A 26,030-nucleotide genomic window follows, 5' to 3' on the forward strand; every position below is an offset into this window, starting at 1 on the left:
TCTTCATCACGGCTGACAGCCGAGACAAATGGCGCCGAGCGCGACGACGGCGCAGGCGCCGACTCGCCGGGGCGTCAGCGTCTCGCCGAGAAACAACCGGCCGATGAAGGCCGCGAAGACGACGCTGGTCTCACGTATCGCGGTGATCGGACCGGCAGGCCCGAGCGCGAAGGCCGCCACCACCACGCCATAGGCCAGAAGCGCGAACAGGCCGCCGCCCAGCGCCTTCCAGGTTTCCGGTGCCCGCGCATCGACAGCGAGCCTGCCGCGACAGGCGACGAAGGTCGCCGGCAGCAGTGCGCCATAGGCCAGCAGGACCCAGGCGGTGTAGGCGCCGACATTGCCCGCCGCACGAACGCCGATCGCGTCGACCATCGCATAGGCGGCGATGATTGCCCCCGTTGCCAGCGCATAGAGGATCGATGTCGTGGTGGCTCTTCCTCGCCCAAGCGAAAGAGCCATGATGCCGCCGCCGACCAGGGCAACGCCCACGGTCTCCAGAGCGGTGAGCTGCTGGCCGGCCAGCAGGAACCCGCCGAGCGTGACGAGCAGGGGCACGCTGCCGCGAACAATCGGGTAGACCTGTCCCAGTTCGCCATATCTGTAGGCGGCCACCAGAAATACGCTGTAGCCGACCTGCAGGCAGGCCGAGAGCCCGACATAGGGCCAGGCGGGCGTCGCCGGAAAACCATTGAAGATTGCAAGGGGAATGGCAAGCGCCGTGCTGGAGAAGCTCATGACGGTGACGGTCCACAATCTGTCGGCACCCGTTCGCAGGAAGGCGTTCCAGCTTGCGTGCAGAATCGCTGCGAACAGCGCGAGCCCGATGACCAGCGGGCTCATTGCGGCCTGCGCGAGGCGGCGATGATGTCCAAGGCAGCCTTGCGGGCGTCGCGGATGGCGGTGTCTCCCTGCCCCATCTGCGCCATCAGGGTCGCACCTTCGATCAGCATCAACAGGGTCGTCGCCGCACTCTCGGCCCGCCCGCGCGGCATCACCTGCTCGAGGATCGACTGCAGGCGCTGCCTGAGGCTATTCTTCTGCCTGGCGACAGCCTTGAACACCGGATGCTGGGGATCGCCGAACTCGGCCAAGGCATGGGCAAACAGGCAACCATGAAAATCCGGTCTGCGGAACCAGCGGCCATGCCAGTCGAAGATCTTCGCGATTTTCTGCTCCGGCGTGGTGCTCTCCCCGGCGAGCCGGTCGAGCTGATCGTTAAAACGCCTGGCGCGATAGTCGAGCACCTCGACGATCAGCTCGTCCTTGCTGGGGAAATGGCGATACATAGTCATCTTGGCCACGTCCGCCTCGGCGATGATCCGGTCGATGCCGGTGGCATGGAAACCGGCGCGCTTGAACAGCGCATAGGCCGTTTCGACGACATGCTGGCGTTTGTCGGAAGCAGGTGACGGTGTCATGCGCTAACCAAGTGATGAGACAGGTCTGTCTCATCACAGTGCACCGGAACGCGTCACCTGTCAACGCAGGACATCAAAGCGCCCGCGACCCCTTCAGGCCGCAGGCGGGAAAAGACCGGAAAGGAAGAGAAGCGTTCAGCGCAGGACGCGACAGCGGCCGTTATAGACCATCCAGCGATCGAAGCCCGAGACGCAGAACTCGACATTGTCGCCGATCGAGGCAAAGCCCTGGCCTTCCTCGATCAGATAGAAGATCGACCGGTCCCGGCCATCCGACAGGCTGACGGTTGCCCGGCAATAGTGACGGCCAATCGGCCATTCCTCGCTCGCCTGCTCATAGCGGTGTTGGCGAATGTCGCGAAAATCGGTGATGGCGACCTCGGGCAGATGCGGCACGTGATGCACCTGGTAGGAGAACCGATGCGTGATCTTGCTCAGCACCCATGTCTCCCCACAGACGCTGCCATCGTCCTCGGAATAGACGGCAAGGTCAGCCGCATGGACCGCCTGGGTGATACCGAGAGGCGCGGCAAGGGGTGTGCAGAGCGAAATCAGGGCAGCAAGTGCGGATTTGGCGAAGCGAGTCATGGCAGCCTCTCAAGGTCGATTGCGCGCACTGTGCGGATTCGCTCGACGGCGGTCAAGCGGTTGCCGAAACAATGATTTCCAGAAACCGGCGCGGGCAGTTGCTGTAAGCAGCAACCCGCGGGTAACGGCGAAGTTCCCTGCGGGCGGATCATGCGGTCGCACGGGGCGCGGCGATCAAATCCAGCTATACCGGCGGCGGGGCCTGCTCGCCGGCCAGCCATTCCATCGACCAATGCGCCGGCTTTTCCATGGCGAGCAATTTGTGCAGTGCCGGCAATATGGTTCGCAGTTCGCCTTCCAGCATGAAGGGCGGATTGACCACCACCATGCCGGTGCCATCGAGGCTGGGTTCCGAAGAGGCCGGCCTGATCTCGAATTCTATGTCGAGGATTTTCGGGATGCCGGATTGCTTCAGCGCTTTCCTGAAGGCGATGATCGCCTTGCGGTTCTTGATCGGATACCACAGGGCGTAGATGCCGTTGGGCCAGCGCCTGTGCGCCTTCACCAGCCCCTCGACGAGGCGGCCGAACTCGCCCTCTTCCTCGAAGGGTGGATCGATGAGCACCAAGCCGCGCTTTTCCTTCGGCGGCAGGTGCGCCCCGAGCGCAAGCCAGCCGTCAAGTTTCATCACCTTTGTCTGGAAATCGCCGGCGAATTCCGTCTTCAGCTTCGCGGCGTCTTTCGGATGCAGTTCGATCGCCGACAACCGGTCCTGCTTGCGCAGGAGATTGCGCGCGAGCAGCGGCGAGCCCGGATATTTCTTCACGCCGCCCTCGGGATTGAGCGAGCGCACCGCCGCCAGATAGGGCGCCAGCAGCGCCGCCGCCTTCGCGTCGAACGAGGCATCGATCAGCCTGCCGATGCCGCCCTGCCACTCACCGGTCTTTTGCGCTTCGAGTGACGACAGGTCGTAGCGGCCAATGCCGGCATGGGTGTCCACGACACGAAACGCCTTGTCCTTCTGCTTCAGATAGTCGAGCAGGCGCGTCAGCACGACATGCTTGACGACATCGGAAAAATTGCCGGCGTGGTAGGCGTGGCGGTAGTTCATGTGGGACCCCTGCCCCAGCGTGGCGGCGGCGGTTGCGAGTTCGGATTTTCCGGTCGCCCGCCTCCAGAACGCAGGGATAGCAGGAAGCCGATCAAGCCGACCGCCATCAGCGAAAAGCCTATCGGCTGCGCGCGGGCGTCGATCTCGCCGACGCCGGAACGCAAGACAAGGTCGACCGCTCGCATCGGTATGTCCTCGGCATCGCCAGGGCCAACTGTGAAGAGGTAAGCGCCAGGGCTGACGGTGGCAATCAGGCCGGCCTCGTCGCGAAAGATCTTGTCGGGCAATTGCGGGCTGGCCTGCCGCGGATTGTCCACATGGTTGAACTGCAGCGTCGAGGCAAGCACAGTGCGGCCATTGGTGGCCGCGGTCAGCGTCAATACCGTGCGCTGCTGCGAAACGATGCGCTCGGCCCTGGCGGTCAGGTCGACCAGCACCCGCACCGGCGCATCGCGATCTTTGAGCGATACGGTCAACGGCCTGAACCGGCCCTGCTCATAGACTCGCCAGGTGCCGATTTCGCGACCGGAAAAATTGCTCACCGCCCAGGGGTAGATGAAACCGATGCCGGTGCCGGAGAGCAGGATCAGGACAAACAGAAAGCGCATCGAAAACCTTGGCTATTTCTACTTCTGCTCGCTATGGCTGCCGCCTTGCGCGGACCTGTCCAGGGTAGCAGTGCGGATCCGCTCCATCTCGTCCAGAAGCATCTCCAGGCCAAGATCGAAGGTCTTGTCGAATTCAGCGGTGCCAAAGTAGCGTCCCGCGGTGGCGATGTTGGGGAAATCGCGCTCAAGCTGCTCACGGCCGACTGTTGTGACCGCCGACGGGCCCTTTGAGTAACCGGCGGTCTCGTCGAGCACCGCCCCCGACAGATAGTACCCCACCGCACGGAACAGCCTTGCGGCCATTTCCTGATCGAAGCCGCCGTCATTGAACAAGCCTACGATGTTGTCGATATAGGCAAGACAAATGGGCGAATTCATCCGGTAGCTGAGAAAATAGCTCGCGAAGGCCGGATGCTCGCGACCGATACGCCGATAATCCAATACCACCATTCGCATCCTCTGGCGCCATGGCAGATCCGGATCCGGCATCTTCAACGGACCAATCAGCCTGTCGACCAGCGCCTCAAAGAGATGCGCCTGCGAGGGGAAGTGATGATAAATGCTCATTGCCTCGCAACCAAGTGCGGCCGCCAGCTTGCGCATCGAAAAGCCGGCAAGCCCTTCCCTCTCGATCACCTCGAAGGCCGCGTCCTCGATCATCTCGCGCGACAGACGTCCGCGCGCTCTCTTTTTCTTGATTGATTGATCCATTGCGCCGCTTGACAACTTACAGTGTAAGGTTCATTTTCACCGTTACCTTACATCGTAAGGATAGCAAAGACCAGAGGAGAAAACCATGTCGTACCATCGCGTCGTCAAATCCGTGCAATCTTCGTCCCAGCATGTGTTCCTGTTCGCCGCCGCAGCCTGCGTGCTGTCGCTCGGCACCGCGCCGGCCCACGCCGACGACTATGATGCAACCCTCAAGGACATACAGTCGACCATGGGCGGTGTGCCGAGCTTTGTGAAGCAGTTTCCCAAAACCGGTCTGCCTGGTGCCTGGGCCGAGGTCAAGGCCATCGAACTCAGCGACAAGACGGCGCTGCCGCCCAAGGTCAAGTCGCTGATCTCCCTGGCCGTGGCGGCACAGATTCCTTGCACCTACTGCATCTGGTCGGACACGCAGGACGCCAAGCGCGCCGGCGCAACCGACGAGGAGATCCAGGAAGCCGTGGCGATGGCGGCGCTGACACGCCACTGGAGCACCATCTTCAACGGCATGCAGGTCGATTTCGATACATTCAAGAAGGAAATGGGCGGGCAGTAAGCCCGCCGGCAAGAAGGAAATGGGCGGGCAGTAAGCCCGCCGGCAAGAAGGAAATGGGCGGGCAGTGAGCCTCAATGGCACTACAGAGATGCCTCGGTGCGCGGGTCGTCTCTGGTCCGCGTTTCGGCCTTAGGCGCTGCTCTCACGCCTTGCGCTCCCAGCGGCGGTCCGCGGTCTGCTGCCAATAGGTGACGGCGTGGCCCGCGTCCTTCATCGTCTTCCAATGCGCCCGGGCCATCTCGACCTGGGCCGCGTCATGGCCATCGAACAGGAACACCGCACGCTCGTAGCCGCGAAGGTCGGGCGGCACCGCGCCGTCTACCAGGAACCTGACCCTGGCTTCGTTGGGATTGCCGTCACCAGTGGTCAACAGGATTGGTTGTTCAGCTGGGTAAGCTTCGCGATCGGTCGCGTGTGCCAGGAAGGAATCATCACGGCAAGTCCATAGATGCTGGTCGAGCGCGTCGCGCCGCTCCTCGGTGCCGGTCTGCACCACGGCGCGCCAGCCTCGATCGATGCTGCGCTCGAGCAGGCCGGGCAGCGCATCCTCCAACGTCGATTCGGTCAGATGGTAGAACAGCACATCGGCCATGGATCGACGTCAGCTCTCGTAGTGATCACGTACCAGCCGGTCCAGCAGCCGCACGCCGAAACCCGAACCCCATGACTGGTTGATCTCGTTCAATGGCGAGCCCATCGCGGTACCGGCAATGTCGAGATGCGCCCAGGGCGTGTCCTTGACGAAGCGCTGCAGGAACTGCGCGGCGATGATCGCGCCGCCGTAGCGGCCACCGATGTTCTTCATGTCGGCGTTCTTGGAATCGATCAGCTTGTCGTATTCGGCGCCGAGCGGCATGCGCCACAGCCGTTCCTGCGTTGACTGTCCGGCCGCGGTCAGCCTTTGCGCCAGTTCGTCGTTGTTGGAGAACAGGCCGGCATAATGCAGGCCGAGCGCAACCATGATGGCGCCGGTCAGCGTCGCCAGGTTGACCATGAATTTCGGCTGGAAGCGGTCGTTGCAGTACCACAGCGCGTCGGCCAGAACGAGGCGCCCCTCCGCATCGGTGTTGAGCACCTCGATGGTCTGTCCCGACATCGAGGTGACGATGTCGCCCGGGCGCTGGGCATGACCATCGACGGCGTTTTCGACAAGACCGATGATGCCGACAACATTGGCCTTGGCCTTACGCGCGGCGAGCGCATGCATCAACCCGGTCACGGCGGCAGCGCCGCCCATGTCGCCTTTCATGTCCTCCATGCCGGAGGCCGGCTTGATCGAATTGCCGCCGGTGTCGAACGTGACGCCCTTGCCGACGAAGGCGACCGGGCTGTCCTTGGGCTTGCCGCCGTTCCATTGCATGACCGCCATGCGGGCGCCTCGGGGCGAGCCTTGCGCGACACCCAGCAGCGAACCCATGCCAAGCTTCTTCATCTCCTTCTCGGTCAGTATCTCGACCTTGACGCCGAGCGCCTCGAGGTCCTTGGCGCGGGCGGCGAACTCGACAGGTCCCAGCACGTTTGCCGGTTCGTTGACGAGATCGCGCGCCAGCAGCACACCGTCGATCACCGCCTCGGCATCGGTGAAAGCTTTCTTGGCGCCTGCCGGGTCGGCGGTATGGATGGTCACCTTGACCGGCTTTTTCGGATCGGCCTTGCCGCCCCCCTGGCCGCTCCCCTGGCCGTCGTCCTTATCCTTCCTGGTCTTGTACTTGTCGAAGGAATAGCCGCGCAAAAGAATGCCCGCTGCGAGGTTCGCGGCGTCCTTGCCATCGGGCGAGGCACCGGCCAGGTCGAGGACCACGGCCACGTCGGTTGCCTTGCGCAGCGATGCCGCAATGGTGCCGCCGAGCTTCAGCCAGGCATATTCATCGAGCCCCGACACCCTGCCGGCGCCGATCGCGACCAACCTGTCGAGCGATGTTGCTTCCGGCGCCAGGATTTCGACAGTGCCGGCGAACTTGCCGGTAAACTCGGCGACCGGGAAAGCCCGGTCGAGCGTCTTGCCCGGATCGTAAGCCCTGGCCGCATCGCTCAAGCCATCATCCGCCGACAGCACGAAGACCGTGCCCTTTCTGTTCGCCGCCGACTGGGGCGCGACGAATTTTGCAAAGGCGATCGATGGTCTCGGGTTCATCATGTCCTGCTTTCGGGGGTTGCGCGATGATGCGCGAAGCGGTTTGAAGCGATGCGCGACATTTGGTCGTTTTCCGGCATTTGGCAAGACTTTGCCAAAATGGCTACCCATATGAGACATGGAATCGATGGCGATTCGTCGCGGCACGGCCCGCTTAATGCCGCAACCTGTTGTTAACCATCGATGTTCGTCCTTTCTTATCCATTGCCGCCGACACTCCGGCCTACTGCGGCACGCGACCGGCTCGCCTGCCCGACACAGCCCAACGGAGCCAGTTGTGCGGGCGTCGCCGGACAGCTACCTTTGGCGTGGTGGCATGATGCCGTTCGAGAAAATCGAGTAAAGCCTTCATGAAGGTCGTTGAACGCTACATCATGCGCCGCGCTTGCGTGGTCTTCCTGGCAGCACTGGTCTGGACGCTGGCCATCGTGTGGACGACGCAGGTACTGGCCAAGATCAACCTGGTCACCGACAGCGGTCAGTCAGCCTTGACCTTCTTCGAGGTCGCGTCCCTTATTCTCCCCTCCATCGTCCCGATCGTCGTGCCTTTCGCGCTCGTGGTGGCTGTCGCCCAGACACTCAGTGTGATGAATTCGGATTCGGAACTCGCGGTGGTCAACGCATCGGGCGCCTCGCGCTGGACCATCGTGCGGCCGATCATGCTGCTGGCGCTGGCCGCCAGCGTCTTTTCATTCGCCGTGGACAACGGCATCGACCCCTATGCACGACAGAAGAACCGCGCCCTGGTGGCGGAGTCGCGCGCCGACCTTTTGTCGCTGATCATCCAGGAAGGCACGTTCCGGAAAATCGAGGACGGACTGTTCCTGCAGATTGGCGAGCGGCTTCCCAACAACCGGCTGGGTGGCATCTTCGTCGCCGATTCGCGCGAGGAAGGCGTCAATCTCGTCTATTATGCGAAGACCGGCAGCATCATCGAACGCGGCGGCGAAAAGGTGCTGATGATGAATGACGGCGTCATCCATCGCAAAACGCTGACGGGCGACCTCAGTGTCATCCGGTTCACGTCCTATGCCTTCGACATGTCGGCCTTCATGTCGGCGGCCAACCAGGTGACGCTCCTGCCAAAGGACCAGACGACCCAGTACCTGCTCAATCCAAGCCCTAACGACAAGAACTATCAGCAAAATCCGCAGGAGTACCGGGCCGAGGTCGACCAGCGGTTTTCGGAATGGACATATTCCATGGTTTTCGCCCTGATCGCGCTCGCGGTCGCGGGAGACGCACGTTCGCATCGCGAGGCGCGCGTCAATCCGCTGATCACGGCCATCGCGATATCGCTGTTCGTGCGCTGGCTGGGTTTCTTCGCCGCGAGCAAGGCCGACGAAGTCCCGCAATATTCCTATGTGGTCTATGGCGTGCCGATCGTGGCTTCCGCGGTGGCGATCTGGTTCATCGTGTCGAACCGGACCATGGAACTGCCGGTTGCCTGGGCGGACTGGATGACAAACCTGGCCAGCCGCATCGGTGAGGGCTGGAATGCCCTCAAGTTGCGTCTATCCAGGCGCGACACCTCAGGCCAAGGAGCCGGCTGATGGGCTGGACGCTGGGCCGTTACTTCTTCTTCCGCTACGTCGCGATCACGATCTGGTTCTTCCTCGGCCTTCTGGCGCTGGTATTCCTTATCGATTTCACCGAACTGTCCGGCCGCACCACCGGCCTGCCGGGGTTCACCTATGGCACGGCGATGGCCATTTCAGGCCTTCGCATGCCGATGATCATGCTGCAGACGGTGCCGTTTGTCGGCTTGTTCTCGGCGATGGCGACGCTGGTGTCGCTCAACCGACGTTACGAACTCGTCATCGCGCGCTCCGCGGGCGTTTCCGCCTGGCAGTTCCTTTTGCCATGCTGCATCGGCGCACTGCTGTTCGGCGCCGTATCGGTCGGGATCATCAACCCGCTCGCCGCGCACGCCTTCTCCTTGTCCGAACAGATCGAGACCGAGTTGCGCTCTGGCAAATCCAACACGGTTTCGGCCGATGCCGCTCCCTGGATCCGCCAGAAAACCAGTTCCGGCGACACGATCATCGGCGCGCGCGCCATCCTCGGCCAGGGTCTGGAGATGTCCGACGCGGTTTTTTTCATCCTCGACCAGCAAGGCAATATCGTCGAGCGCAAGGATGCGGCGCGTGCTTACCTGCGCGACGGCTATTGGGAATTGCAGGATGTGAAGATCTTCAGGAACGGCACCATCCAGCTCGTCGCGAACGATCGTGTGCCGACCAATCTGAAGCCGGAATTCGTGCAGGAGCGGCTGGCGCGCCCGGAGACGATTCCCTTCTATGACCTGCCCGGAAAAATCGAGGTTGCCCGTTCCTTCGGCCTCAAGGCAAATGCCTTTGCCATGCAGTTTGATTCGCTGGTGGCGTTGCCATTCCTCCTCGTCGCCATGACGCTGATTGCGGCAACAGTTTCAATGCGATTTGCGCGAATGGGGCAGTCGGCAACGATGATTCTGGGTGGCGTCGTTGCCGGGTTTCTGCTTTATGTCGTTTCGGTTCTGGTGAAGGCGTTCGGCGTGGCGGGGTTCGTGCCGACTGCCATAGCCGCCTGGGTGCCGGTCGTGGTAGCTATGTTCTTCGGGGTGACTTTCCTGCTATACAAGGAAGACGGCTAGTGAGGGAGGCGTTTTTGCCCAGCGACAGGCAGGCCCGTTTGGCGCGCCTTTATGCGGCGAGCGCCTTGGCGTGCCTGGTCGCCTGCGGCGTCCCGCTGCCGGCGTTCGCGCAGGATGTCGGCAACATGGCGACCACGGTTCCGTCCGGCTCGCAGATGCTGCTGGCGGCAGACACCCTGGAATATAACAACGACAACCAGACCGTGACCGCCATCGGCGGCGTGCAGATCGACTATGGCGGCAACCGCCTCGTCGCCCAGAAGGTTGTGTACGACCGCAAGACCAAGCGGATGGTTGCCAGCGGCAATGTCGAGATCGTCAACAGCGACGGCACCAAGATCAATTCGCAGCACATCGACATCACCGACGATTTCGCAGACGGCTTCGTCAACGCGCTGCGCGTTGAAACCGTCGACAAGGCCTATTTCGCCGCCGAAAGCGCCGAACGCATGGGCGGCGTGCTGACCACTTTCCACAATGGTGTCTACACCGCCTGCGAACCGTGCGAGGACAAGCCCGACAAGGCGCCGACATGGCGCGTCAAAGCCAGGAAGATCATCTGGAACGGTGAGAAGAAGACGGTTCGCTTCGAGAGCGCGAATTTCGAGTTCTTCGGCTTTCCGCTGGCCTACCTGCCAGCATTCGAGATCGCAGACCCGACGGTGAAGCGCAAGAGCGGCTTCCTGATCCCCAGCATCGGCTACAACAGCCATCTGGGGTATAGCGTCAAGGTCCCCTACTATTTCGCTCTTTCCCCAACATATGACCTGACGGTGACCGGAAGCGGCTACACCAAGCAGGGCTTCCTCGGCGAAGCCGAATGGCGCCAGCGCTTCAACAATGGCGAATACACTTTTAAGGTCGCCGGGATCCAGCAGCAGAATCCCGACGCCTTCATCGACAGCGCCGGCCGCAACATCGATTCGGGCGCGGCTGGCGATTCCAACAAGTTCCGCGGCATGATGGGCACGCAGGGGCAGTTCGCGATCAACGAACGCTGGAATTTCGGCTGGGACGTGCTGTTGCAGACCGACAAGGATTTCTCGCACACCTACAACATCAACAAGTACAACGAATACGTCCACCAGTCGTCGGTCTACCTGACTGGTCTCAATGACCGTAACTATTTCGACGTGCGTGCCATGCATTTCGAAGTCCAGGAAAATACGCTCAACGACGATGTCGCGGCGAGAAGCGGCCAGCAGCCCTGGGTGCTGCCCTCGCTCGACTATGCCTATATCCCCGACGCATCGGTTGCCGGCGGCCAGTTGTCGCTCAATGTCAATACGCGCGTCATCCGCCGCGAAGATCTCGACGAGACATATTTCACCCCTTACTACCCCCCGTCAGGTACGCAGCGCGTGCGCGGCATCGAAGGCGAGTCCAGCCGTCTTACCGCCGAGGCCGAGTGGAAACGGAGCTTTGTCACCGATGACGGGTTGGTGCTGACGCCGTTGCTGGCGCTGCAAGGCGACGTCGACTATGTCAGACCATCATCGGCCTCGCTCGCCGCGATCAACCAGATGGCGACGAATCTGGGCGAGCAGGACGACATGCGCTCGTCCTTTGCCCGCTACATGGCGACCGCCGGGCTCGAGATGAGCTGGCCCCTGTTGTTCTCGCTGGCCAGCGGGTCGAGCCACGTTTTCGAGCCGATGGCTCAGGTGTTCCTGCGCCCGAACGAACAGTATGTCGGCGGCCTCTCCATTCCGAACGAAGACGCGCAGAGCATGGTTTTCGATGCGACCACGCTGTTCGAACGCGACAAGTTCTCCGGCTACGACCGCATCGAGGGCGGCTCGCGTGCCAATGTCGGGCTGCGCTATTCCGGCTCTTATATCAATGGCTGGGGCACCAATGCGATCTTCGGCCAGTCCTATCAGATCGGCGGCGAAAACTCCTTCGCGGCACCTGATCTGGTCAATGTCGGCGCAAATTCGGGGCTCGAGACCACCAAGTCCGACTATGTCGGCCTGTTTGGCATAACCAGCCCCAATGGATTCGCGGCCTCCGTCAGCGGCCGTTTCGACGAACAGAGCTTCGAGATCCGCCGCGCCGAGTTTAAAGCCGCCTATTCCGGCCTACCGGTGTCGTTGAGCGCCAAGTATGCCTTCATCCAGGCCCAGCCGCTCTATGGTTTCACGACCGACCGTCACGAGGTCACGCTCGGTGCATCGACGCATCTTGCCGAGAACTGGCGCGTGTTCGGAACAGGAACCTACGATTTGCAGGAAGGCCTGCTGGTCAAGGACGGGGTGGGCTTCGCCTACAACGATTCCTGCTTCACTTACCTGATGACGTACGCGCAGTCGCGTGACCTGAACACCAGGGAAGTGACGCAGAGCATCGGATTCAACCTGTCGTTCCGTACCCTCGGCGACTTCGGCTCGTCGACCAACGCAGTCGACACCATCCAATAAGCGGCGACATCGTTTCGCCGCATAGGGCTGGCACGGATTCGCGTATCCGGAAGGGGACGGAATTGGGCGGAGCCGGGATAGAATTGGGATGCCAACGATGAGGAAATACCTCTTTTCAGCAGGGTTCGCGTTGCTTGTGGCGGCGACGTCCGTGTCGATGACAGTGATGACGCCGCCGGCTTTCGCCAGCGAGATCAAATACGTCGTCAACGACATAGCAATCACCACTGGTGATATCGCCCATCGTGCCGCCTTCCTGAAGCTGCAGCGCAAGAAGGGCGACGCTGCCCAGGAAATGATCGACCAGACGCTGCGCATGGCCGAGGCCAGACGGCTTGGCATCCGTATCAGCGATGCCCAGGTCGAGGCCGCCTACCAGCGCTTTGCCACCAACAACAAGATGCAGCTCGGCCAGCTCAACGGCGTCATGGAAAAATCCGGCGTCGGCAAGGATCATTTCAAGGAGTTCATTCGCGCCCAGATGGCCTGGAACCAGGCCCTGAGCGCCCGTTACCGTTCCGGCGAAGGTGGCAGCGTGACCGAACAGGACGCGGTGCGGCGCATGCTTGACAAGGGCGGAGCCAAGCCGAGTGCCATGGAATACATGCTGCAGCAGGTCATCTTCGTCGTGCCAGCGGCCGAACGCAGCGCGACGCTGGCCAAACGCAAGCGCGAGGCCGACGCCATGCGTGCCCGCTTCAACGGCTGCAACACGACGCGCGAGTTCGCCAAAGGGCTGATCGACGTCACCGTTCGCGACCTCGGACGGATTCTGGCGCCGCAACTGCCGCCGGACTGGGCGGAGCAGATCAAGGCGACCAAGGTCGGTGGCGCCACCGTCACACGCGAGACCGAACGCGGCGTCGAATTCATCGGCATCTGCTCGTCGCGCGAAGTATCCGACGACAAGACGGCCCAGATGGTGTTCCAGAGCGAAGGCTCCAGCGACAAGGCCGCCGACGATCTCAGCAAGAAATATGTCGACGAGCTGAAGGCGAAAGCCCGCATCGTCAAGCGCTGACGTGAGCAGCACGATGACCGCGCTGGCGTTGAGCGTCGGCGATCCGTCCGGTATCGGCCCTGAAATCGCCATCGCCGCCTTCCTTGCGCGGAACGCCGTCGGCTTGCCCGCCTTCTACCTGCTGGCCGACCCGGCCGTGGTCGCATCGCGAGCACGCCACCTTGGCGTCTCGCTGCCTGTCGAGGAAGTGACGCCGGTGCAGGCGATCGAGGTCTTTGGCCGCGCCTTGCCGATCGTTCCCCTGACGGCGCGCTTCATCGACAGCCCCGGGCGACCCGACCCGGCCAATGCAGCCGGCACCATCGAAGCGATCGACCGCGCGGTCGCCGCCTGCCTTGCCGGCGAGGCCGCTGCCGTGGTGACCTGCCCGATAGCCAAGAAACCGCTCTACGATGCCGGCTTCCGTTTTCCCGGCCACACCGAATATCTGGCGCATCTGGCGGCTCGGCACAGCGGCGTCGAGGCGATGCCGGTGATGATGCTGGCAGGCCCCGACCTGCGCACGGTTCCCGTCACCATCCACATCGCTCTGGCCGAGGTGCCGAAGGTCCTAAGCACCGAATTGATCGTCGCGACCGCGCGCATCACGGCGGCCGACCTTGCCAGCCGCTTCGGCATCGCCAGGCCGCGGCTCGCCATTGCGGGCCTCAATCCGCATGCCGGCGAAGGCGGCTCCATGGGCCTGGAAGACGAGCATATCGTGCGCCCGGCGGTCGACATCCTGCGCGCTGAAGGCATCGATGCTTTCGGGCCCTTGCCCGCCGACACGCTGTTCCATGCCCGGGTGCGGGCAGGCTACGACGCTGCACTGTGCATGTATCACGACCAGGCATTGATCCCGGCCAAGGCGCTGGCCTTCGACGAGGCGGTCAACGTCACGCTGGGCCTGCCCTTCATCCGCACCTCGCCCGACCACGGCACCGCCTTCGACATCGCCGGCAAGGGCGTGGCACGACCCGACAGCCTGATCGCGGCGCTGAAGCTCGCCAGAAGACTGGCTGACGTCGACGCAAAGGCTGGCACCGCATGAGCGCTTTCGCTTCCGGTCTTCGCGCATGAGCATCGATGGGCTGCCGCCGCTGCGTGACGTCATCGAGCGCCATGGGCTGCAGGCGAAAAAGGCGCTCGGCCAGAACTTCCTGCTCGATCTCAATTTGACCGGCAAGATCGCACGCAGCGCCGGCGACCTGACGAATGCCACGGTGATCGAGGTTGGGCCCGGGCCTGGAGGGCTGACAAGGGCGCTGCTATCGAACGGCGCCCGCCGGGTCGTCGCCATCGAGCGCGACGAACGCTGCCTGGCGGCGCTTGCCGAGGTGTCCGCTCACTACCCAGGTCGGCTGGAGGTGATTTCAGGCGACGCGCTGAAGATCGACTTCGCCGCCCTCGCCTCGGGAACCGACCACGCTCCGGTCCGGATCGTGGCCAATCTGCCCTACAACATCGGCACCGAACTGCTGATCCGATGGCTGACGGTCGCGGACTGGCCGCCCTTCTATGCCTCGATGACGCTGATGTTCCAGCGTGAGGTGGCGCAGCGCATCGTCGCCGCACCCGACAGCGATGCCTATGGCAGGCTGGGTGTGCTCGCCGGCTGGCGCACGCAGGCCAGGATCGCCTTCGACGTCCCGCCTCAAGCCTTCACGCCACCGCCCAAGGTCACCTCCTCGGTGGTGCATCTGGAACCACGCGCGACGCCCCTGCCCGCCGAGGTGAAGAAACTCGGCCGGGTCACGGAAGCCGCCTTCGGCCAACGCCGAAAGATGCTGCGGCAGAGCGTGAAAAGCCTCGGCGGCGAGGCCTTGCTCGAAAGAGCGGGGATCGACCCGACGCGACGTGCCGAAACGCTCAGCGTCGAGGAGTTCGTGCGGCTGACCAATGCGGTCTAGCGCCGGCAGGTCTGGAATTGTGATGACCGAGGCATAGGTAGTCTGGCGAACATGCCGGAGAACCAGGAATGCCCGCCTATGTCATTTCCGATGTCACGGTCCGCGACGAAAAGGCGTTGCAGACATACCGCTCCCGCGCCGCGGCCTCGATCGCCCGGCATGGCGGGCGTTATCTGGTGCGCGGCGGCCAAGTGCAGACGCTGGAGGGTGATTGGCATCCTGGTCCGCTGATCGTCGTCGAATTTCCCGACATCGAGCGGGCAAGGCGCTGGTACGCATCCGCCGAATATGCGGCGGCGCTGGAGGTACGCGATGCCGCGCTCAGCCGACATCTGATCCTGGTCGAGGGCATGGCGCCCTGACGCCAGTCACACGGTCTTTTCGTCCAACAATCCCGACACGAAATCGAAGAGACCGGGCCGGCGGTCGCGCCGCAGCCGCTCGGCCACGACGATGCCGCGAACCTCGGCGAAGGCACGGTCGAGATCGTCATTGACGATGACGAAGTCATATTCCTTCCAGTGCTCGATCTCGTTGCGGGCGTTCTTCAGCCGTGTCTCGATCACCGCTTCCTGGTCCTCGGCGCGCCGCTTCAGCCGCGCCTTCAATTCCTTCATCGACGGAGGCAGGATGAAAATCGAGACGATGTCGGCACGCATCTTCTCCTTGAGCTGCTGGGCGCCCTGCCAGTCGATGTCGAACAGCATGTCGCGGCCCTGCGCCAGCGCCAGTTCGGCCGGCTCGCGCGGTGTCGCATAGCAATTGCCGTGCACTTCCGCCCATTCGAGGAGCGCGTCGGAATCACGCAATCGCTCGAATTCGCGCATCGTGCGGAAGTGGTAGTGAACGCCCTCGATTTCCGACCCACGGCGTGGCCTCGTGGTGACCGAGACCGACAGTTCGAGGCTGGAGTCGCTCTCCAGAAGGTTGCGCGCGATCGTCGACTTGCCGGCACCCGATGGTGACGACAGGACGAGCATCAGCCCCCGGCGGCGGATGCGGGATCCCATATCCCTGGGAACCATCGGTTCCTTGGCGACCATCGGCTACTCCAGATTCTGGACCTGTTCACGAAACTGGTCGACGACCGCCTTCAGTTCCAGCCCGATCGCGGTGACGGCGGCGGCATTCGACTTCGAACACAGCGTATTCGATTCGCGGTTAAATTCCTGTGCCAGAAAATCGAGCTTGCGGCCGACCGCGCCGCCGCCCTCGAGCAAAGCCCGGCCAGACGCGACATGCGTTTTCAGCCGGTCGATCTCTTCGCGAATATCGCCCTTAGTGGCAAGGAACGCCGCCTCCATGTGCAGCCGGCTTGCATCCAGATTGGCGGATGCGTCCATCAGCAGCCGGACCTGCTCGGCAATGCGTTCGCGGATCGCCGCGGTATCGCGTGACGGGTCGGCTTCCGCGCGCAGGGTCAGTGTCTCGATGGTGTCGATATGGCCGGACAAAAGCACGGCCAGCGCGGCGCCCTCGCCTTGCCTGGCCTGTTCCAGGCCGTTCAGCGCCACGTCCAGCGCGGCCATGATGGCGGTATCGAGCGCGGCCCGCACTTCTTCGGTTTCGATGGTTTCGGCAACGTCGAGCACGCCACGCAGCGACAGCAATCCGTCAGCCGTCGCGGGCGCAACGCCGAACTGTTCCTGCAGCCGCTTGGCCAGACCGGCGAGATCTTTCAAAAACGCCTCGTTGACGACAGGTTGCGTCTGCGCGCTGGCGGCGCGGCCGATGGTCAGCGTCGCCTGGAAATTGCCGCGGGCGAAACGCTTCTGCAGCGTTTGCCTGACCACAGGCTCCAGCCGCTCGAATCCCTGAGGCAGCCGCAGGCGAACCTCGACGCTCTTGCCATTGACGGATTTGACTTCCCAGGCAATCGCGGTGCCGTCGTGCTCGGCGACGACGCGCGCAAAACCGGTCATGCTCTGCAAATTCATGTCGCCCTGTACACCCCTGGCGCCTTGCCCCGAAACGGTTTTCCGGAGGGGCAAGCGCGGCTTAAAATGACCACACCGCGAATGCGTCGAATTCGGACGCCCGGCGTTCCTTCAAATGTCAGGCCGCCGCCTTCCAGGCAACGCCTTTCTTCACCTTACTGGACCGCGCCCGCATCACCGCCGGCATTGCCGTTGTCGCCACCGGTGCCGTCGCTGTCGTCGGCAGGCTTGTCGGAAGCAGGGTTGTCGGCAGCAGGCTTGTCGGCACTGCCGCTGGTACCGGCGGCAGCGGCGGCCTTGGCTGCTTCATCGGCCTGCTTCTTCTGCAGCGCGCGATAGCGGGCGACGTTTTCATTATGCTCGTTCAGGGTCGACGCAAAGACGTGACCGCCCGTGCCGTCGGCGACGAAATAGAGGTCGTCGGTCTTCGACGGATTGGCCACGGCCTCGAGGGCCGCGCGGCCTGGATTGGCGATAGGCGTCGGCGGCAGGCCGCTGATCACATAGGTGTTGTAAGGCGTCTGCTTCTGGATGTCGGACTGGTAGATCGGGCGGTCCACCGGCTTGCCCTTGCCGCCAAACAGACCATAGATGATGGTCGGATCGGACTGCAGGCGCATGCCCTTGGCCAACCGGTTCAGGAAGACAGCAGCCACCCGTGAGCGTTCATCGCCCTTGCCGGTTTCCTTCTCGACGATCGAGGCCAGGGTGACGAAGTCCTCGACGTTGGCCAGGGGCAGATCCGGCGCGCGCCGCTGCCACACCTCATCGACCAGTTTCTTCTGATCGGCGAGCAGCTTTTCGACCATCTGCTGACGCGTTGCGCCACGCGTGAAGCGCAGCGTGTCGGTGGCAAGGCTGCCCTCGGGGGGCGTCTTCGCCGGCATATCGCCGCTCAGGGCGGGTTCGTCGGCGATGCGCTGCAAGGCCTGCTCGACCGTCAGCCCTTCGGGAATAGTCAGCGAGTACATCACCGACTTGCCGCTCTTCAGGAGTTCCATGATGTCGCGCATGGATGCCCTGGGCTTGATCTCGTATTCTCCGGCCTTGAGTGCGGAATCGTTGCCGAAGGCACGCACGCCGAGGCGGAATACGCGGGCGTCGCTGATTAGTCCGCGACGCTCAAGCTGGTCGGCGATATCCTGGACGCCAGTGTTGGGCTTGACGAGGAAAGTGTCGCCATTGGCGGAAGGGCCGGGCTCGGTAAACTCCTGCTTGCCGAAATAGAGGGCCACGCCCGCCGCCAGAACCATCAGCATCACCGAGGAGATGACGAAGTTCATGAACACGACGACCTGGCTGCGCGAAGCGCGCGAGCGTTTCGGCGGCGGCGTTCCGGCTTCCGGCCGCAGCGCCTCGCTGGCCGTCTTCGGCACGATCGGCCCGGTATTCGCCGGCCTTTGCCCGAATTCTCCGTTGTCTGACGGATTTGTGTTCATTTCGCCCTACCGTTCGATCTCTCAACGAATCCCCTGCGGCAGAGTAGAGGCGAATATGGCAAAATTGACGGCACGCCAAAGCATTGCCCGGTAGCCGGACCGTCAGCCATTAATACCGCTGGAAGACGAGCGAGGCGTTGGTGCCGCCGAAGCCGAAGGAATTGGACAGGGCTACGTCGATCTGGCGAGGGCGTGGCTTGTTCGGCACCAGGTCGATCGCGGTTTCGCGTTCGGGATTGTCGAGGTTGATGGTCGCCGGTGCGATATTGTCGCGGATGGCGAGGATCGAAAAGATCGCTTCGGCCGCGCCGGCTGCTCCCAGCAAATGGCCGATCGACGACTTGGTCGACGACATTGAAATCTTGGACGCCGCATTGCCGACCAGCCGCTCGACAGCGCCGAGTTCGATCGTATCGGCCATGGTCGAGGTGCCGTGCGCATTGATGTAGTCAACATCGGCTGGCGTAAGCTTTGCCCGGTTCAGCGCCGCCGTCATGCAACGGAAGGCCCCGTCGCCATCTTCTGCCGGTGCGGTGATGTGATAGGCGTCGCCGGTCAGGCCGTAGCCGGTCACCTCGGCATAAATCTTCGCTCCACGCGCCTTGGCATGCTCGAGCTCTTCCAGCACGACGACACCGGCGCCCTCGCCCATGACGAAGCCGTCGCGGTCGCGGTCGTAAGGCCGCGAGGCCGTTTGCGGGCTATCGTTGCGCTCGGTCGAGAGTGCCCGGCAGGCGGCGAAGCCGGCGAGCGAAAGCCGGGTCACCGGCGATTCGGCGCCACCGGCCAGCATGATGTCGGCATCGCCGAAGATGATCAGCCGGGCGGCGTCGCCGATGGCGTGCGCGCCGGTCGAGCAAGCAGTGACCACAGCGTGGTTGGGGCCTTTCAATCCGTGCCGGATCGAAACCTGGCCCGACACGAGATTGATGATATTTCCGGGAATGAAGAACGGGCTGATGCGGCGTGGGCCGCGTTCCTTGAGGATGATCGCGTTCTCGGCGATGCCCTCAAGACCGCCGATGCCGGAGCCGATCAGCACACCAGTGGCGCAACGCTCCTCCTCGGTTGAAGGCTGCCAGCCGGAATCCTTCAGCGCTTCATCGGCGGCCGCGATCCCGTACAGGATGAAGTCGCCGATTTTGCGAAGTTCCTTCGGCTCAAGAATGGATTCGGGATTGAGCGTACCGTTGGAGCCGTCGCCACGCGGAATGACGTGGGCGATCTTGCAGGCAAGATCGTCCACCTCGAACTCGGTGACGCGCTTGGCAGCGCTGCGGCCGGTCAGCAGTTCCTTCCAGCCGTGCTCGAAGCCCATGCCGAACGGTGAAACCAGGCCAAGGCCCGTGACGACGACACGCCTCATCGCAGGTCCTCCCCGGTGATGACTGCCGAAAGCGTCAGGCCGAAGCCTTGTCAATGTACTTCACCGCATCGCCGACGGTCAGAATGGTCTCGGCTGCGTCATCGGGGATCTCGACACCGAATTCTTCTTCGAACGCCATGACCAGTTCGACCGTGTCGAGGCTGTCAGCGCCCAGATCATCGATGAAGCTCGCCTGCTCCGTCACTTTGTCGGCATCGACGCCAAGGTGTTCGATGACGATCTTCTTGACGCGCTCTGCGGTGTCACTCATTTGGGCATCCTCGTCTTTTGGTTGTCTGTCTTCGTTAGCGGGCGGAATGCCGCTAATCAAGCTGAAAGATGGTCCTGCCGGAAACGCAACGGCCACGGACCGGTTTTTGCCCGAACCGCCGGGTTGCGGGCCGCATTACACGAAAAATAGCCAAGGTCCAAGCCGAAATGGTGGGTTTTCACAGCGCGGCGATGTTACCGCGGACCTTGCTCAGATCCTCACTCAGATCATCGCCATACCGCCATTCACATGAATGGTCTGCCCGGTTACGTAGGCGGCCTCGTTCGAAGCCAGATAGGCAACGGCGGACGCCACTTCGGCACTGGTGCCCATGCGCTTCGTGGGGATCGCCGCCATGATCGCCTCTTTCTGCTTGTCGTTGAGCTTGTCGGTCATCGCCGATTCGATGAAGCCCGGAGCGACGCAGTTGACGGTGATGTTGCGGGTGGCGATCTCCTGCGCCAGCGACTTCGACAAGCCGATCATACCGGCCTTGGAGGCACAGTAATTCGCCTGGCCGGGATTGCCGGTCACGCCGACCACCGAAGTGATGTTGATGATGCGGCCATGGCGGCGGCGCATCATCGGGTGGGTCAGTTCACGGGTCAGCCTGAAAACGGCGGTGAGGTTAACCTCCAGCACCATATCCCAGTCGGCGTCCGACATGCGCACGAACAGGCCGTCCTTGGTGATGCCGGCATTGTTGACCAGAATGTCGACGCCCTCGAGATCGGCCTCCGCCTTCTGGCCGAGTGTCTTGACCTCGTCGCGGTTCGACAGGTTGGCCGGGAACAGCTTGACCCGGTCGCCCAGTTCGGAGGCCAGCGTTTCCAGTTTCTCGAGGCGCGTGCCGTGCAGGCCGACGATCGCGCCCTGCGCATGCAGCACCCTGGCGATCGCCTCGCCGATGCCCCCCGTTGCGCCGGTGACAAGCGCCTTGCGGCCGGTCAATTCGAACATTTTTGTCTCCAGGTTGAGAAGAGGGCACCCCGCATAGGGATGGTATCAAATGGCGTTTTATGCAAGCGCCGCCAATGCCGCCTCGACCTCGGCCGCGGAACCTACAGAGGCGGTGGCGATGTCGCGGTTGATGCGCCGCGCCAGGCCCGAAAGCACCTTGCCGGCGCCGATCTCGTAAAGCGTGGAGACGCCGTTGGCGCCGAACCATTCCACCGTTTCGCGCCAGCGCACGCGGGCAACCACCTGTTCGACCAGACGCCGTGCGATCTCATCGGGGTCACTAGTCGGAGTGACGGTGACGTTGGAGACGATGGGCACCACCGGCGCGGCCCTCGCGACGCTCGCCAGCGCCTCGCGCATGATCTCGGCCGCCGGTGTCATCAGCGCGGAATGGAAAGGCGCCGAAACCTGCAGCATCAGGGCCCGTTTGGCACCCTTTTCGGTGCACAGTCTCGCCGCCAGTTCCACCGCGGCTCTCGTGCCTGATATGACCAGCTGACCGCCGCCATTGTCGTTCGCCACCTGGCAGGCAGCGCCCTTGCCAGCGCCCAGGGCGGCCTCGGCACAGGCAGCTTCGACATCGGCCTGCTCCAATCCGATGATCGCCGCCATGGCGCCCTCGCCGGCCGGCACCGCCGCCTGCATGGCGTTGCCGCGAATGCGCAGCAGACGGGCGGCATCGGCAACGGAAACGAAGCCGGCGGCGGCGAGTGCCGAATATTCGCCCAGCGAATGGCCGGCGACATAGGCGACCTTGTCCTTCAGCGAGAAACCGCGCGCTTCCAGCGCCCTGATCGCCGCCAGCGACACCGCCATGAGGGCCGGCTGCGCATTGGCCGTCAGCGTCAGGGTCTCTTCGGGACCTTCCCAGATCAGCTTCGACAGGTTTTCGCCAAGCGCGTCATCGACTTCCTGGAAGATCCTGCGCGCCTCTGGAAAGACATCGGCAAAATCCTTGCCCATGCCGACAGCCTGGCTTCCTTGTCCTGGAAAGGTGAATGCGACGGCCATGCGAGGGCTCCCCAGACTTGTTTTGCTTGCCTGATACTACGAATTTTCCCTGCCTGTGACGCAAGGCAGGCCGCCAAGTCAAGCCCGGTTCAACCCGGCGCCTAATCCGAACCATGCGCCGAGCGCCTGTTCCCAAAGGGCTTTGCGGCGATCACACCTGATGAAAACCGCTCACGAATCGTTTGCTGGCTCTTCTTATTTTCGTCACAGGCGCTAGCTTTGCGTGACAATTATATGACAATCGAATGACATGGATTGTCTTGGGGTGGGAAGTTAAAGTGGCAAAGAGCTTTAAACGTGCCGGCAACGCCGTGCCGCAGTTCCTGGAAGACGATCCGTCCACCGGCTATCTCCCGGGCCGGCGATGGCCGGTCGTCCGTTACGGGCTGATCAGCCTGGCGATCTCGGCCGTGCTGGTGTTCGCCATCGAACTGATCGTGCGCGGCGATGTTGCCGGCACCGTTTCCTTCTTCCTGCAGCCGTTCAAGCCGGGCTGGACAACCATCGTCGTGTTCGCGCTGGTCCTGATCGGTCTCGACGCGGTCCTCGGGCGCAGTCATCAGAGCCTGATGATCGTGGCGCCGCTGACCCTGTCGCTGGCCTTTGTCGGCCACCAGAAGTCGCATTATCTCGGCGATCCGCTCTATCCGACGGATTTTCTCTATGCCCGCCAGATCTTCGCCCTGCTGCCGCTGCTGGTGCGCGAGCGGCCTATGACCGCGCTCGCCATGGTCGCGGGCATCGTCGCCGGCCTGTCCCTGCTCGTCTACGGTTGGCGGCTTTGGCGCCGCGAGGTTCCAGCCCTCAGCCACAAGGGCCGCCTTGCCCGGCTGACGCTGGCGGTGCCGCTACTCGCCTTCTTCGTCTCGATCATGGACTACGCCACTTTCTCGTGGACGCGGGACCGGCTGCAGATCATCCCCATCATGTGGGACCAGAAGGAAAACTATGCCTCCAACGGCTTTGCGCTCGCCTTCGCGCTCAACGTGCCGATGGCGCATGTCTCGGCACCACCAGGCTATTCCGACAAGGCAATTGCGGCCATTGACCGAACCAATGTGACGGCCTCGGTACCTACCGAGAAGCCCGACATCATCGTCGTCATGAGCGAATCCTTCTGGGATTCGACCAAACTGCCCGGCGTCACCATCACCCCGGATCCGATCCCCAATGTGCGGGCGCTCCGCTCCGGCTCGATGTTCTCGCCTGAATTCGGCGGCATGACCGCCAACATCGAATTCGAAGCGCTTACCGGGTTCTCGAACGCCTTCCTGCCGGCCGGCAGCATCCCCTACCAGCAATATGTACGCACCCCGACGCCGTCGATGGCGACCTTCCTGAAGAGCGAAGGCTATAGGGCACGCGCCATCCATCCAGGCACAAACTGGTTCTGGAATCGCGGCGCGGTCTATGCCGATTTCGGCTTCAACGACTTCAAATCGGAAGAGACGCTGCCGCCCATGGAAAAGCGCGGACCGCTGGCATCCGACGCCGCGATGACCGACGAGATCATCCGGGAAGCCAACGCCAGCGACGACCCGGTCTTCTTCTTCGCCGTCAGCCTGCAAAACCATGGCCCGTATGAACCGAACCGCTATTCAAACCCGACCCACTCGGTGCAAGCCCCGATCAGCCAGTGGGCGCGTGACTCGCTGATCTCCTACGCCGAGGGTTCAGCCGACGCGGACCGCGGCCTCGAGCGGCTGATCGAATGGGCCAAGACGCGCGAGCGGCCAACGATTGTCGCCTTTTTCGGTGACCACCTGCCGCCGCTCGGACCGGTCTATGTCGAGACCGGCTTCCTGAAGGACAATGTCGCGCCACGCAAGGAACCGACACCGGAGGCGGCTCTCGAACACCACGCGACACCGCTGATCATCTGGTCGAACCGCTCGGGCCCGGTCGCGAATCTGGGGACGGTGAGCCCTGCCTTCCTGCCCTATCATATCCTGACCGCCGCGGGCATCACCCACCCCTACTACACCGGTTTCCTGGGCGAGATGCGGGAGCGCTATCGCGTCGTCGACCGCAACTTGTTGCTGACGCCGACGGGCGAGGCGACGTCCGACTGGGCTCGGCAGAAGGAGATCGACCCGGCGATCCGCGATTTCCGTCTGTTGCAATATGACATGATGTTCGGCAAACGCCTCGCGGCACCCGACTTCTTCCCTGAAACGGTCGACAAGGTTGTCTCCCATACGAGTTGAGCCGACCGGTCGGCTCAGGCCCGATGCTCTCGGGCCATCGGTTCAATTCGTCAATTGCAGCTTCGAGAACTTGTTGGCGATCTGCAGGAACACGTCCGGCAGTTTGGTCGGGTCATTGACGGCATAATAGTTGCTCGGGTCGGAAGCGCAGGCGCTGTAAAGCGTACGGTTGGCGGGCGTGTCGGATTGCAGCACCAGAGTATAGATTTGCACCGCCTCGTTCTTCAACTGCGTGCAGACGCTCTTGGTCCAGCCGTCGACATTGCGGGCCGCCGTGGCCTGGTTATCCGACCCGAAGCGGCCACCCGCCAGATAGCCATAGGATGTGTAGTCGGATTTCGTCGGCTGTTCGCTGGCACCATAGACGACATTCTCACCGTCGGTGAGCAACAGCACGATCTTGCTGATGCCAGGCGTCTTCCACGGCGCCCCGTCGGTATAAGGCGGAGCGGGCGACAGCACACGCATGCCCCACGACAGGCCCTCCGACACGTTGGTGCCCGAGCCGTTCCACTCGGTCATCTGGCTTGCCGCCTTGCGCAGCTTGTCGAAATCTTCGGTCAAGGGAACGACAGGGGTCGGGCAGGAACGGTTCGGGCCAACGGTGATGGAAGTTCCTGTCTCGGTGATAAGTTCCTTGTCTGGCGCCACATATTTGGCGACTTTTTCCTTGGTGGCTTTGTCGGGATCGCTGCCGAGGCCGCTGAAGTCGATGCCGAGCCGGTTGTTGCCTTTCTGTTTGTCCAGCTTAACAGTGTCGCCGGTGTCGGCGAGATAAGAATTGTTGTAGTATTTTGCCTCATTGCCATAGGTGCCGGACGGCATCTGCGCATCTCCGGGATCATCCGGCGCAAAATAGGGAACGAACAGCGTGTCGGGCTTGGTCGGATCGGGCGGCGTGTCGGAAATGTTGTAGGCGCCGGGCCGCGCCTCCACGCAGCCCTTCCATCCCGTGTCGTTCCATCCGGGCTCGGCCCATCCGGTGTCCTTGAGCTGCTTGAACAGCGCCATGTGGTTCGGGCGTTTGCCGTCGATGACGGGGAAATTTATGCCGTTGGTCGAGGATTTGCCGTCCATATCGATCCAGGACGGGTCGAACCCGTCGCCGTTGACGTTCACGGCCGTGACGAATGGCACCAGTGAGGCACGGACCTGGCGCGTCGGCGATTTTGTCGATTCGAGAGTATCGAGCAATGATTTGGTCGCGGCCCTGAGCGCCGTCATACGGGCGCCGCGCATCGAGCCGGTATTGTCCAGCACCAGCACGACTTCGAGCTGATTGTTCGATTCGACCGCCGAGGCATCGACCACGATGTGCTTGCTTTGGCCAAACAGGAAAGCGAAGTTCAGATTGACGTCGGCCGAGGCGACCGCCTTGGTCTTGATGAAATTGACGCCCTTGTCGACGGTCAGCGTCGCCTGCGCGTTGACGAGTTCGCCATGCCCGGCGATGTTTGCCTGGAAATAGCGGTTGAAGGCGTCGGTGCGGGTAATGTCCAGATCGCCAAGATGCGACGAGGCAAGATTTGCGGAATCGAGCGCGTTCTGCAGGTTGCTCTTCGCCCGCATCATGGTCGAGACATCGGTCGCGAAGGCCACGGTTGACAGAATGGCTGGCAGCCCCAACCCCATCAGAAGCGCGAAATTGCCGCTCTTCGAGCGCCAGAATCTGTTGAGAAGCATCCTTACCCCCGGGAAAGCCTGCCGCTTGATATGCGCGGTTGCCCGGTCTTTTGCATGTTGCATGATGAACCGACCGTTGACGGTGGGGCTCAACCCGGCGCAGGCTGACACTGTGGTTAAGC

25 protein-coding genes are annotated in these 26,030 nt (G+C 62.7%); 9 read left to right on the forward strand and 16 right to left on the reverse strand.

The features are described 5' to 3' along the window. Positions 1–6 precede the first annotated feature (6 nt). The 6 genes from FJ492_RS23590 to FJ492_RS23615 all read right to left on the reverse strand — a co-directional run bounded on the left by FJ492_RS23590 (position 7) and on the right by FJ492_RS23615 (position 4,328). On the reverse strand, positions 7–843 hold the full coding sequence (locus FJ492_RS23590) for a DMT family transporter (protein ID WP_140772522.1): 837 nt from the start codon (positions 841–843) through the stop codon (positions 7–9). Further along, entirely contained in the window at positions 840–1,421 is a 582-nt protein-coding gene (locus FJ492_RS23595) for a TetR/AcrR family transcriptional regulator (RefSeq protein ID WP_140772525.1), read from the reverse strand. The genes FJ492_RS23590 and FJ492_RS23595 overlap by 4 nt, the downstream gene beginning before the upstream one ends. Before the next feature lie 135 nt (positions 1,422–1,556). Next, positions 1,557–2,009, reverse strand: coding sequence for a hypothetical protein (locus FJ492_RS23600; RefSeq protein WP_027144529.1), 453 nt, complete (start codon positions 2,007–2,009; stop codon positions 1,557–1,559). Positions 2,010–2,193: 184 nt separating this feature from the next. After that, on the reverse strand, positions 2,194–3,060 hold the full coding sequence (locus FJ492_RS23605) for a 23S rRNA (adenine(2030)-N(6))-methyltransferase RlmJ (protein ID WP_140772527.1): 867 nt from the start codon (positions 3,058–3,060) through the stop codon (positions 2,194–2,196). Continuing rightward, positions 3,057–3,668 (reverse strand): hypothetical protein, encoded by a 612-nt coding sequence (locus FJ492_RS23610; protein WP_140772529.1) that lies wholly within the window; start codon positions 3,666–3,668, stop codon positions 3,057–3,059. The genes FJ492_RS23605 and FJ492_RS23610 overlap by 4 nt, the downstream gene beginning before the upstream one ends. A gap of 18 nt (positions 3,669–3,686) precedes the next feature. Beyond that, positions 3,687–4,328 carry a TetR/AcrR family transcriptional regulator gene (locus FJ492_RS23615; RefSeq protein ID WP_246676098.1) on the reverse strand — a complete coding sequence of 214 codons (642 nt, stop codon included), beginning with the start codon at positions 4,326–4,328 and terminating at the stop codon, positions 3,687–3,689. A gap of 136 nt (positions 4,329–4,464) precedes the next feature. Between FJ492_RS23615 and FJ492_RS23620 the strand changes: the two genes are divergently transcribed. Then, positions 4,465–4,935 (forward strand): carboxymuconolactone decarboxylase family protein, encoded by a 471-nt coding sequence (locus FJ492_RS23620; RefSeq protein WP_140749327.1) that lies wholly within the window; start codon positions 4,465–4,467, stop codon positions 4,933–4,935. 142 nt (positions 4,936–5,077) lie between these two features. Here FJ492_RS23620 and FJ492_RS23625 read toward each other — a convergent pair whose 3' ends face one another. Beyond that, positions 5,078–5,527 (reverse strand): DNA polymerase III subunit chi, encoded by a 450-nt coding sequence (locus FJ492_RS23625; protein WP_140772533.1) that lies wholly within the window; start codon positions 5,525–5,527, stop codon positions 5,078–5,080. Between the two features lie 9 nt (positions 5,528–5,536). After that, positions 5,537–7,069, reverse strand: a complete 1,533-nt coding sequence (locus tag FJ492_RS23630) for a leucyl aminopeptidase (RefSeq protein WP_140509866.1) — start codon at positions 7,067–7,069, stop codon at positions 5,537–5,539. A 350-nt stretch (positions 7,070–7,419) separates the two neighbouring features. On the opposite strand from FJ492_RS23630, the gene lptF reads away from it, so the two are divergent. From lptF to FJ492_RS23665, 7 genes are all read left to right on the forward strand, one after another. Continuing rightward, positions 7,420–8,622: an LPS export ABC transporter permease LptF gene (gene lptF / locus FJ492_RS23635; protein ID WP_140714033.1), complete on the forward strand. Its 1,203-nt coding sequence runs from the start codon at positions 7,420–7,422 to the stop codon at positions 8,620–8,622. Further along, positions 8,619–9,704 carry an LPS export ABC transporter permease LptG gene (gene lptG / locus FJ492_RS23640; RefSeq protein WP_181166738.1) on the forward strand — a complete coding sequence of 362 codons (1,086 nt, stop codon included), beginning with the start codon at positions 8,619–8,621 and terminating at the stop codon, positions 9,702–9,704. Before lptF ends, lptG begins: the two co-directional genes overlap by 4 nt. Beyond that, the gene (locus FJ492_RS23645) at positions 9,704–12,124 is read left to right on the forward strand and encodes an LPS-assembly protein LptD (RefSeq protein ID WP_181166735.1); all 2,421 of its coding nucleotides are present in this window, start codon (positions 9,704–9,706) and stop codon (positions 12,122–12,124) included. Before lptG ends, FJ492_RS23645 begins: the two co-directional genes overlap by 1 nt. An 88-nt stretch (positions 12,125–12,212) precedes the next feature. Then, a complete protein-coding gene (locus FJ492_RS23650; protein WP_027144111.1) occupies positions 12,213–13,145 on the forward strand; it encodes a peptidylprolyl isomerase in 933 nt (310 codons plus the stop codon). A gap of 13 nt (positions 13,146–13,158) precedes the next feature. Further along, complete coding sequence (pdxA, locus tag FJ492_RS23655) at positions 13,159–14,175, forward strand: 4-hydroxythreonine-4-phosphate dehydrogenase PdxA (RefSeq protein WP_181166739.1); 1,017 nt, start codon at positions 13,159–13,161, stop codon at positions 14,173–14,175. A 25-nt stretch (positions 14,176–14,200) separates the two neighbouring features. Next, entirely contained in the window at positions 14,201–15,034 is an 834-nt protein-coding gene (rsmA, locus tag FJ492_RS23660) for a 16S rRNA (adenine(1518)-N(6)/adenine(1519)-N(6))-dimethyltransferase RsmA (protein WP_140509856.1), read from the forward strand. A gap of 68 nt (positions 15,035–15,102) precedes the next feature. Then, positions 15,103–15,396, forward strand: a complete 294-nt coding sequence (locus FJ492_RS23665; RefSeq protein ID WP_027144114.1) for a DUF1330 domain-containing protein — start codon at positions 15,103–15,105, stop codon at positions 15,394–15,396. 6 nt (positions 15,397–15,402) lie between these two features. On the opposite strand, the gene gmk is transcribed toward FJ492_RS23665, so the two are convergent. The 7 genes from gmk to fabD form a co-directional block, all read right to left on the reverse strand. Continuing rightward, positions 15,403–16,059 (reverse strand): guanylate kinase, encoded by a 657-nt coding sequence (gene gmk, locus FJ492_RS23670; RefSeq protein ID WP_140509905.1) that lies wholly within the window; start codon positions 16,057–16,059, stop codon positions 15,403–15,405. Positions 16,060–16,080: 21 nt separating this feature from the next. Continuing rightward, complete coding sequence (locus FJ492_RS23675) at positions 16,081–16,971, reverse strand: YicC/YloC family endoribonuclease (RefSeq protein ID WP_140772540.1); 891 nt, start codon at positions 16,969–16,971, stop codon at positions 16,081–16,083. A 155-nt stretch (positions 16,972–17,126) separates the two neighbouring features. Then, positions 17,127–18,410: an endolytic transglycosylase MltG gene (gene mltG, locus FJ492_RS23680; protein ID WP_140772542.1), complete on the reverse strand. Its 1,284-nt coding sequence runs from the start codon at positions 18,408–18,410 to the stop codon at positions 17,127–17,129. A gap of 109 nt (positions 18,411–18,519) precedes the next feature. Continuing rightward, the gene (gene fabF, locus FJ492_RS23685) at positions 18,520–19,776 is read right to left on the reverse strand and encodes a beta-ketoacyl-ACP synthase II (RefSeq protein ID WP_140772544.1); all 1,257 of its coding nucleotides are present in this window, start codon (positions 19,774–19,776) and stop codon (positions 18,520–18,522) included. A gap of 34 nt (positions 19,777–19,810) precedes the next feature. After that, complete coding sequence (locus FJ492_RS23690; protein ID WP_006203723.1) at positions 19,811–20,047, reverse strand: acyl carrier protein; 237 nt, start codon at positions 20,045–20,047, stop codon at positions 19,811–19,813. 222 nt (positions 20,048–20,269) lie between these two features. Continuing rightward, the gene (fabG, locus tag FJ492_RS23695) at positions 20,270–21,007 is read right to left on the reverse strand and encodes a 3-oxoacyl-[acyl-carrier-protein] reductase (protein ID WP_140772546.1); all 738 of its coding nucleotides are present in this window, start codon (positions 21,005–21,007) and stop codon (positions 20,270–20,272) included. Between the two features lie 57 nt (positions 21,008–21,064). Then, entirely contained in the window at positions 21,065–22,018 is a 954-nt protein-coding gene (gene fabD / locus FJ492_RS23700) for an ACP S-malonyltransferase (RefSeq protein WP_140772548.1), read from the reverse strand. A gap of 245 nt (positions 22,019–22,263) precedes the next feature. On the opposite strand from fabD, the gene FJ492_RS23705 reads away from it, so the two are divergent. Continuing rightward, a complete protein-coding gene (locus tag FJ492_RS23705) occupies positions 22,264–24,225 on the forward strand; it encodes an LTA synthase family protein (protein WP_181166736.1) in 1,962 nt (653 codons plus the stop codon). Positions 24,226–24,267: 42 nt separating this feature from the next. On the opposite strand, the gene FJ492_RS23710 is transcribed toward FJ492_RS23705, so the two are convergent. Then, complete coding sequence (locus FJ492_RS23710; protein ID WP_140772550.1) at positions 24,268–25,908, reverse strand: pilus assembly protein; 1,641 nt, start codon at positions 25,906–25,908, stop codon at positions 24,268–24,270. Positions 25,909–26,030: the final 122 nt, after the last annotated feature.

The organism is Mesorhizobium sp. B2-5-4, from assembly GCF_006441095.1.
Classification (GTDB): Bacteria; Pseudomonadota; Alphaproteobacteria; order Rhizobiales; family Rhizobiaceae; genus Mesorhizobium; species Mesorhizobium salmacidum.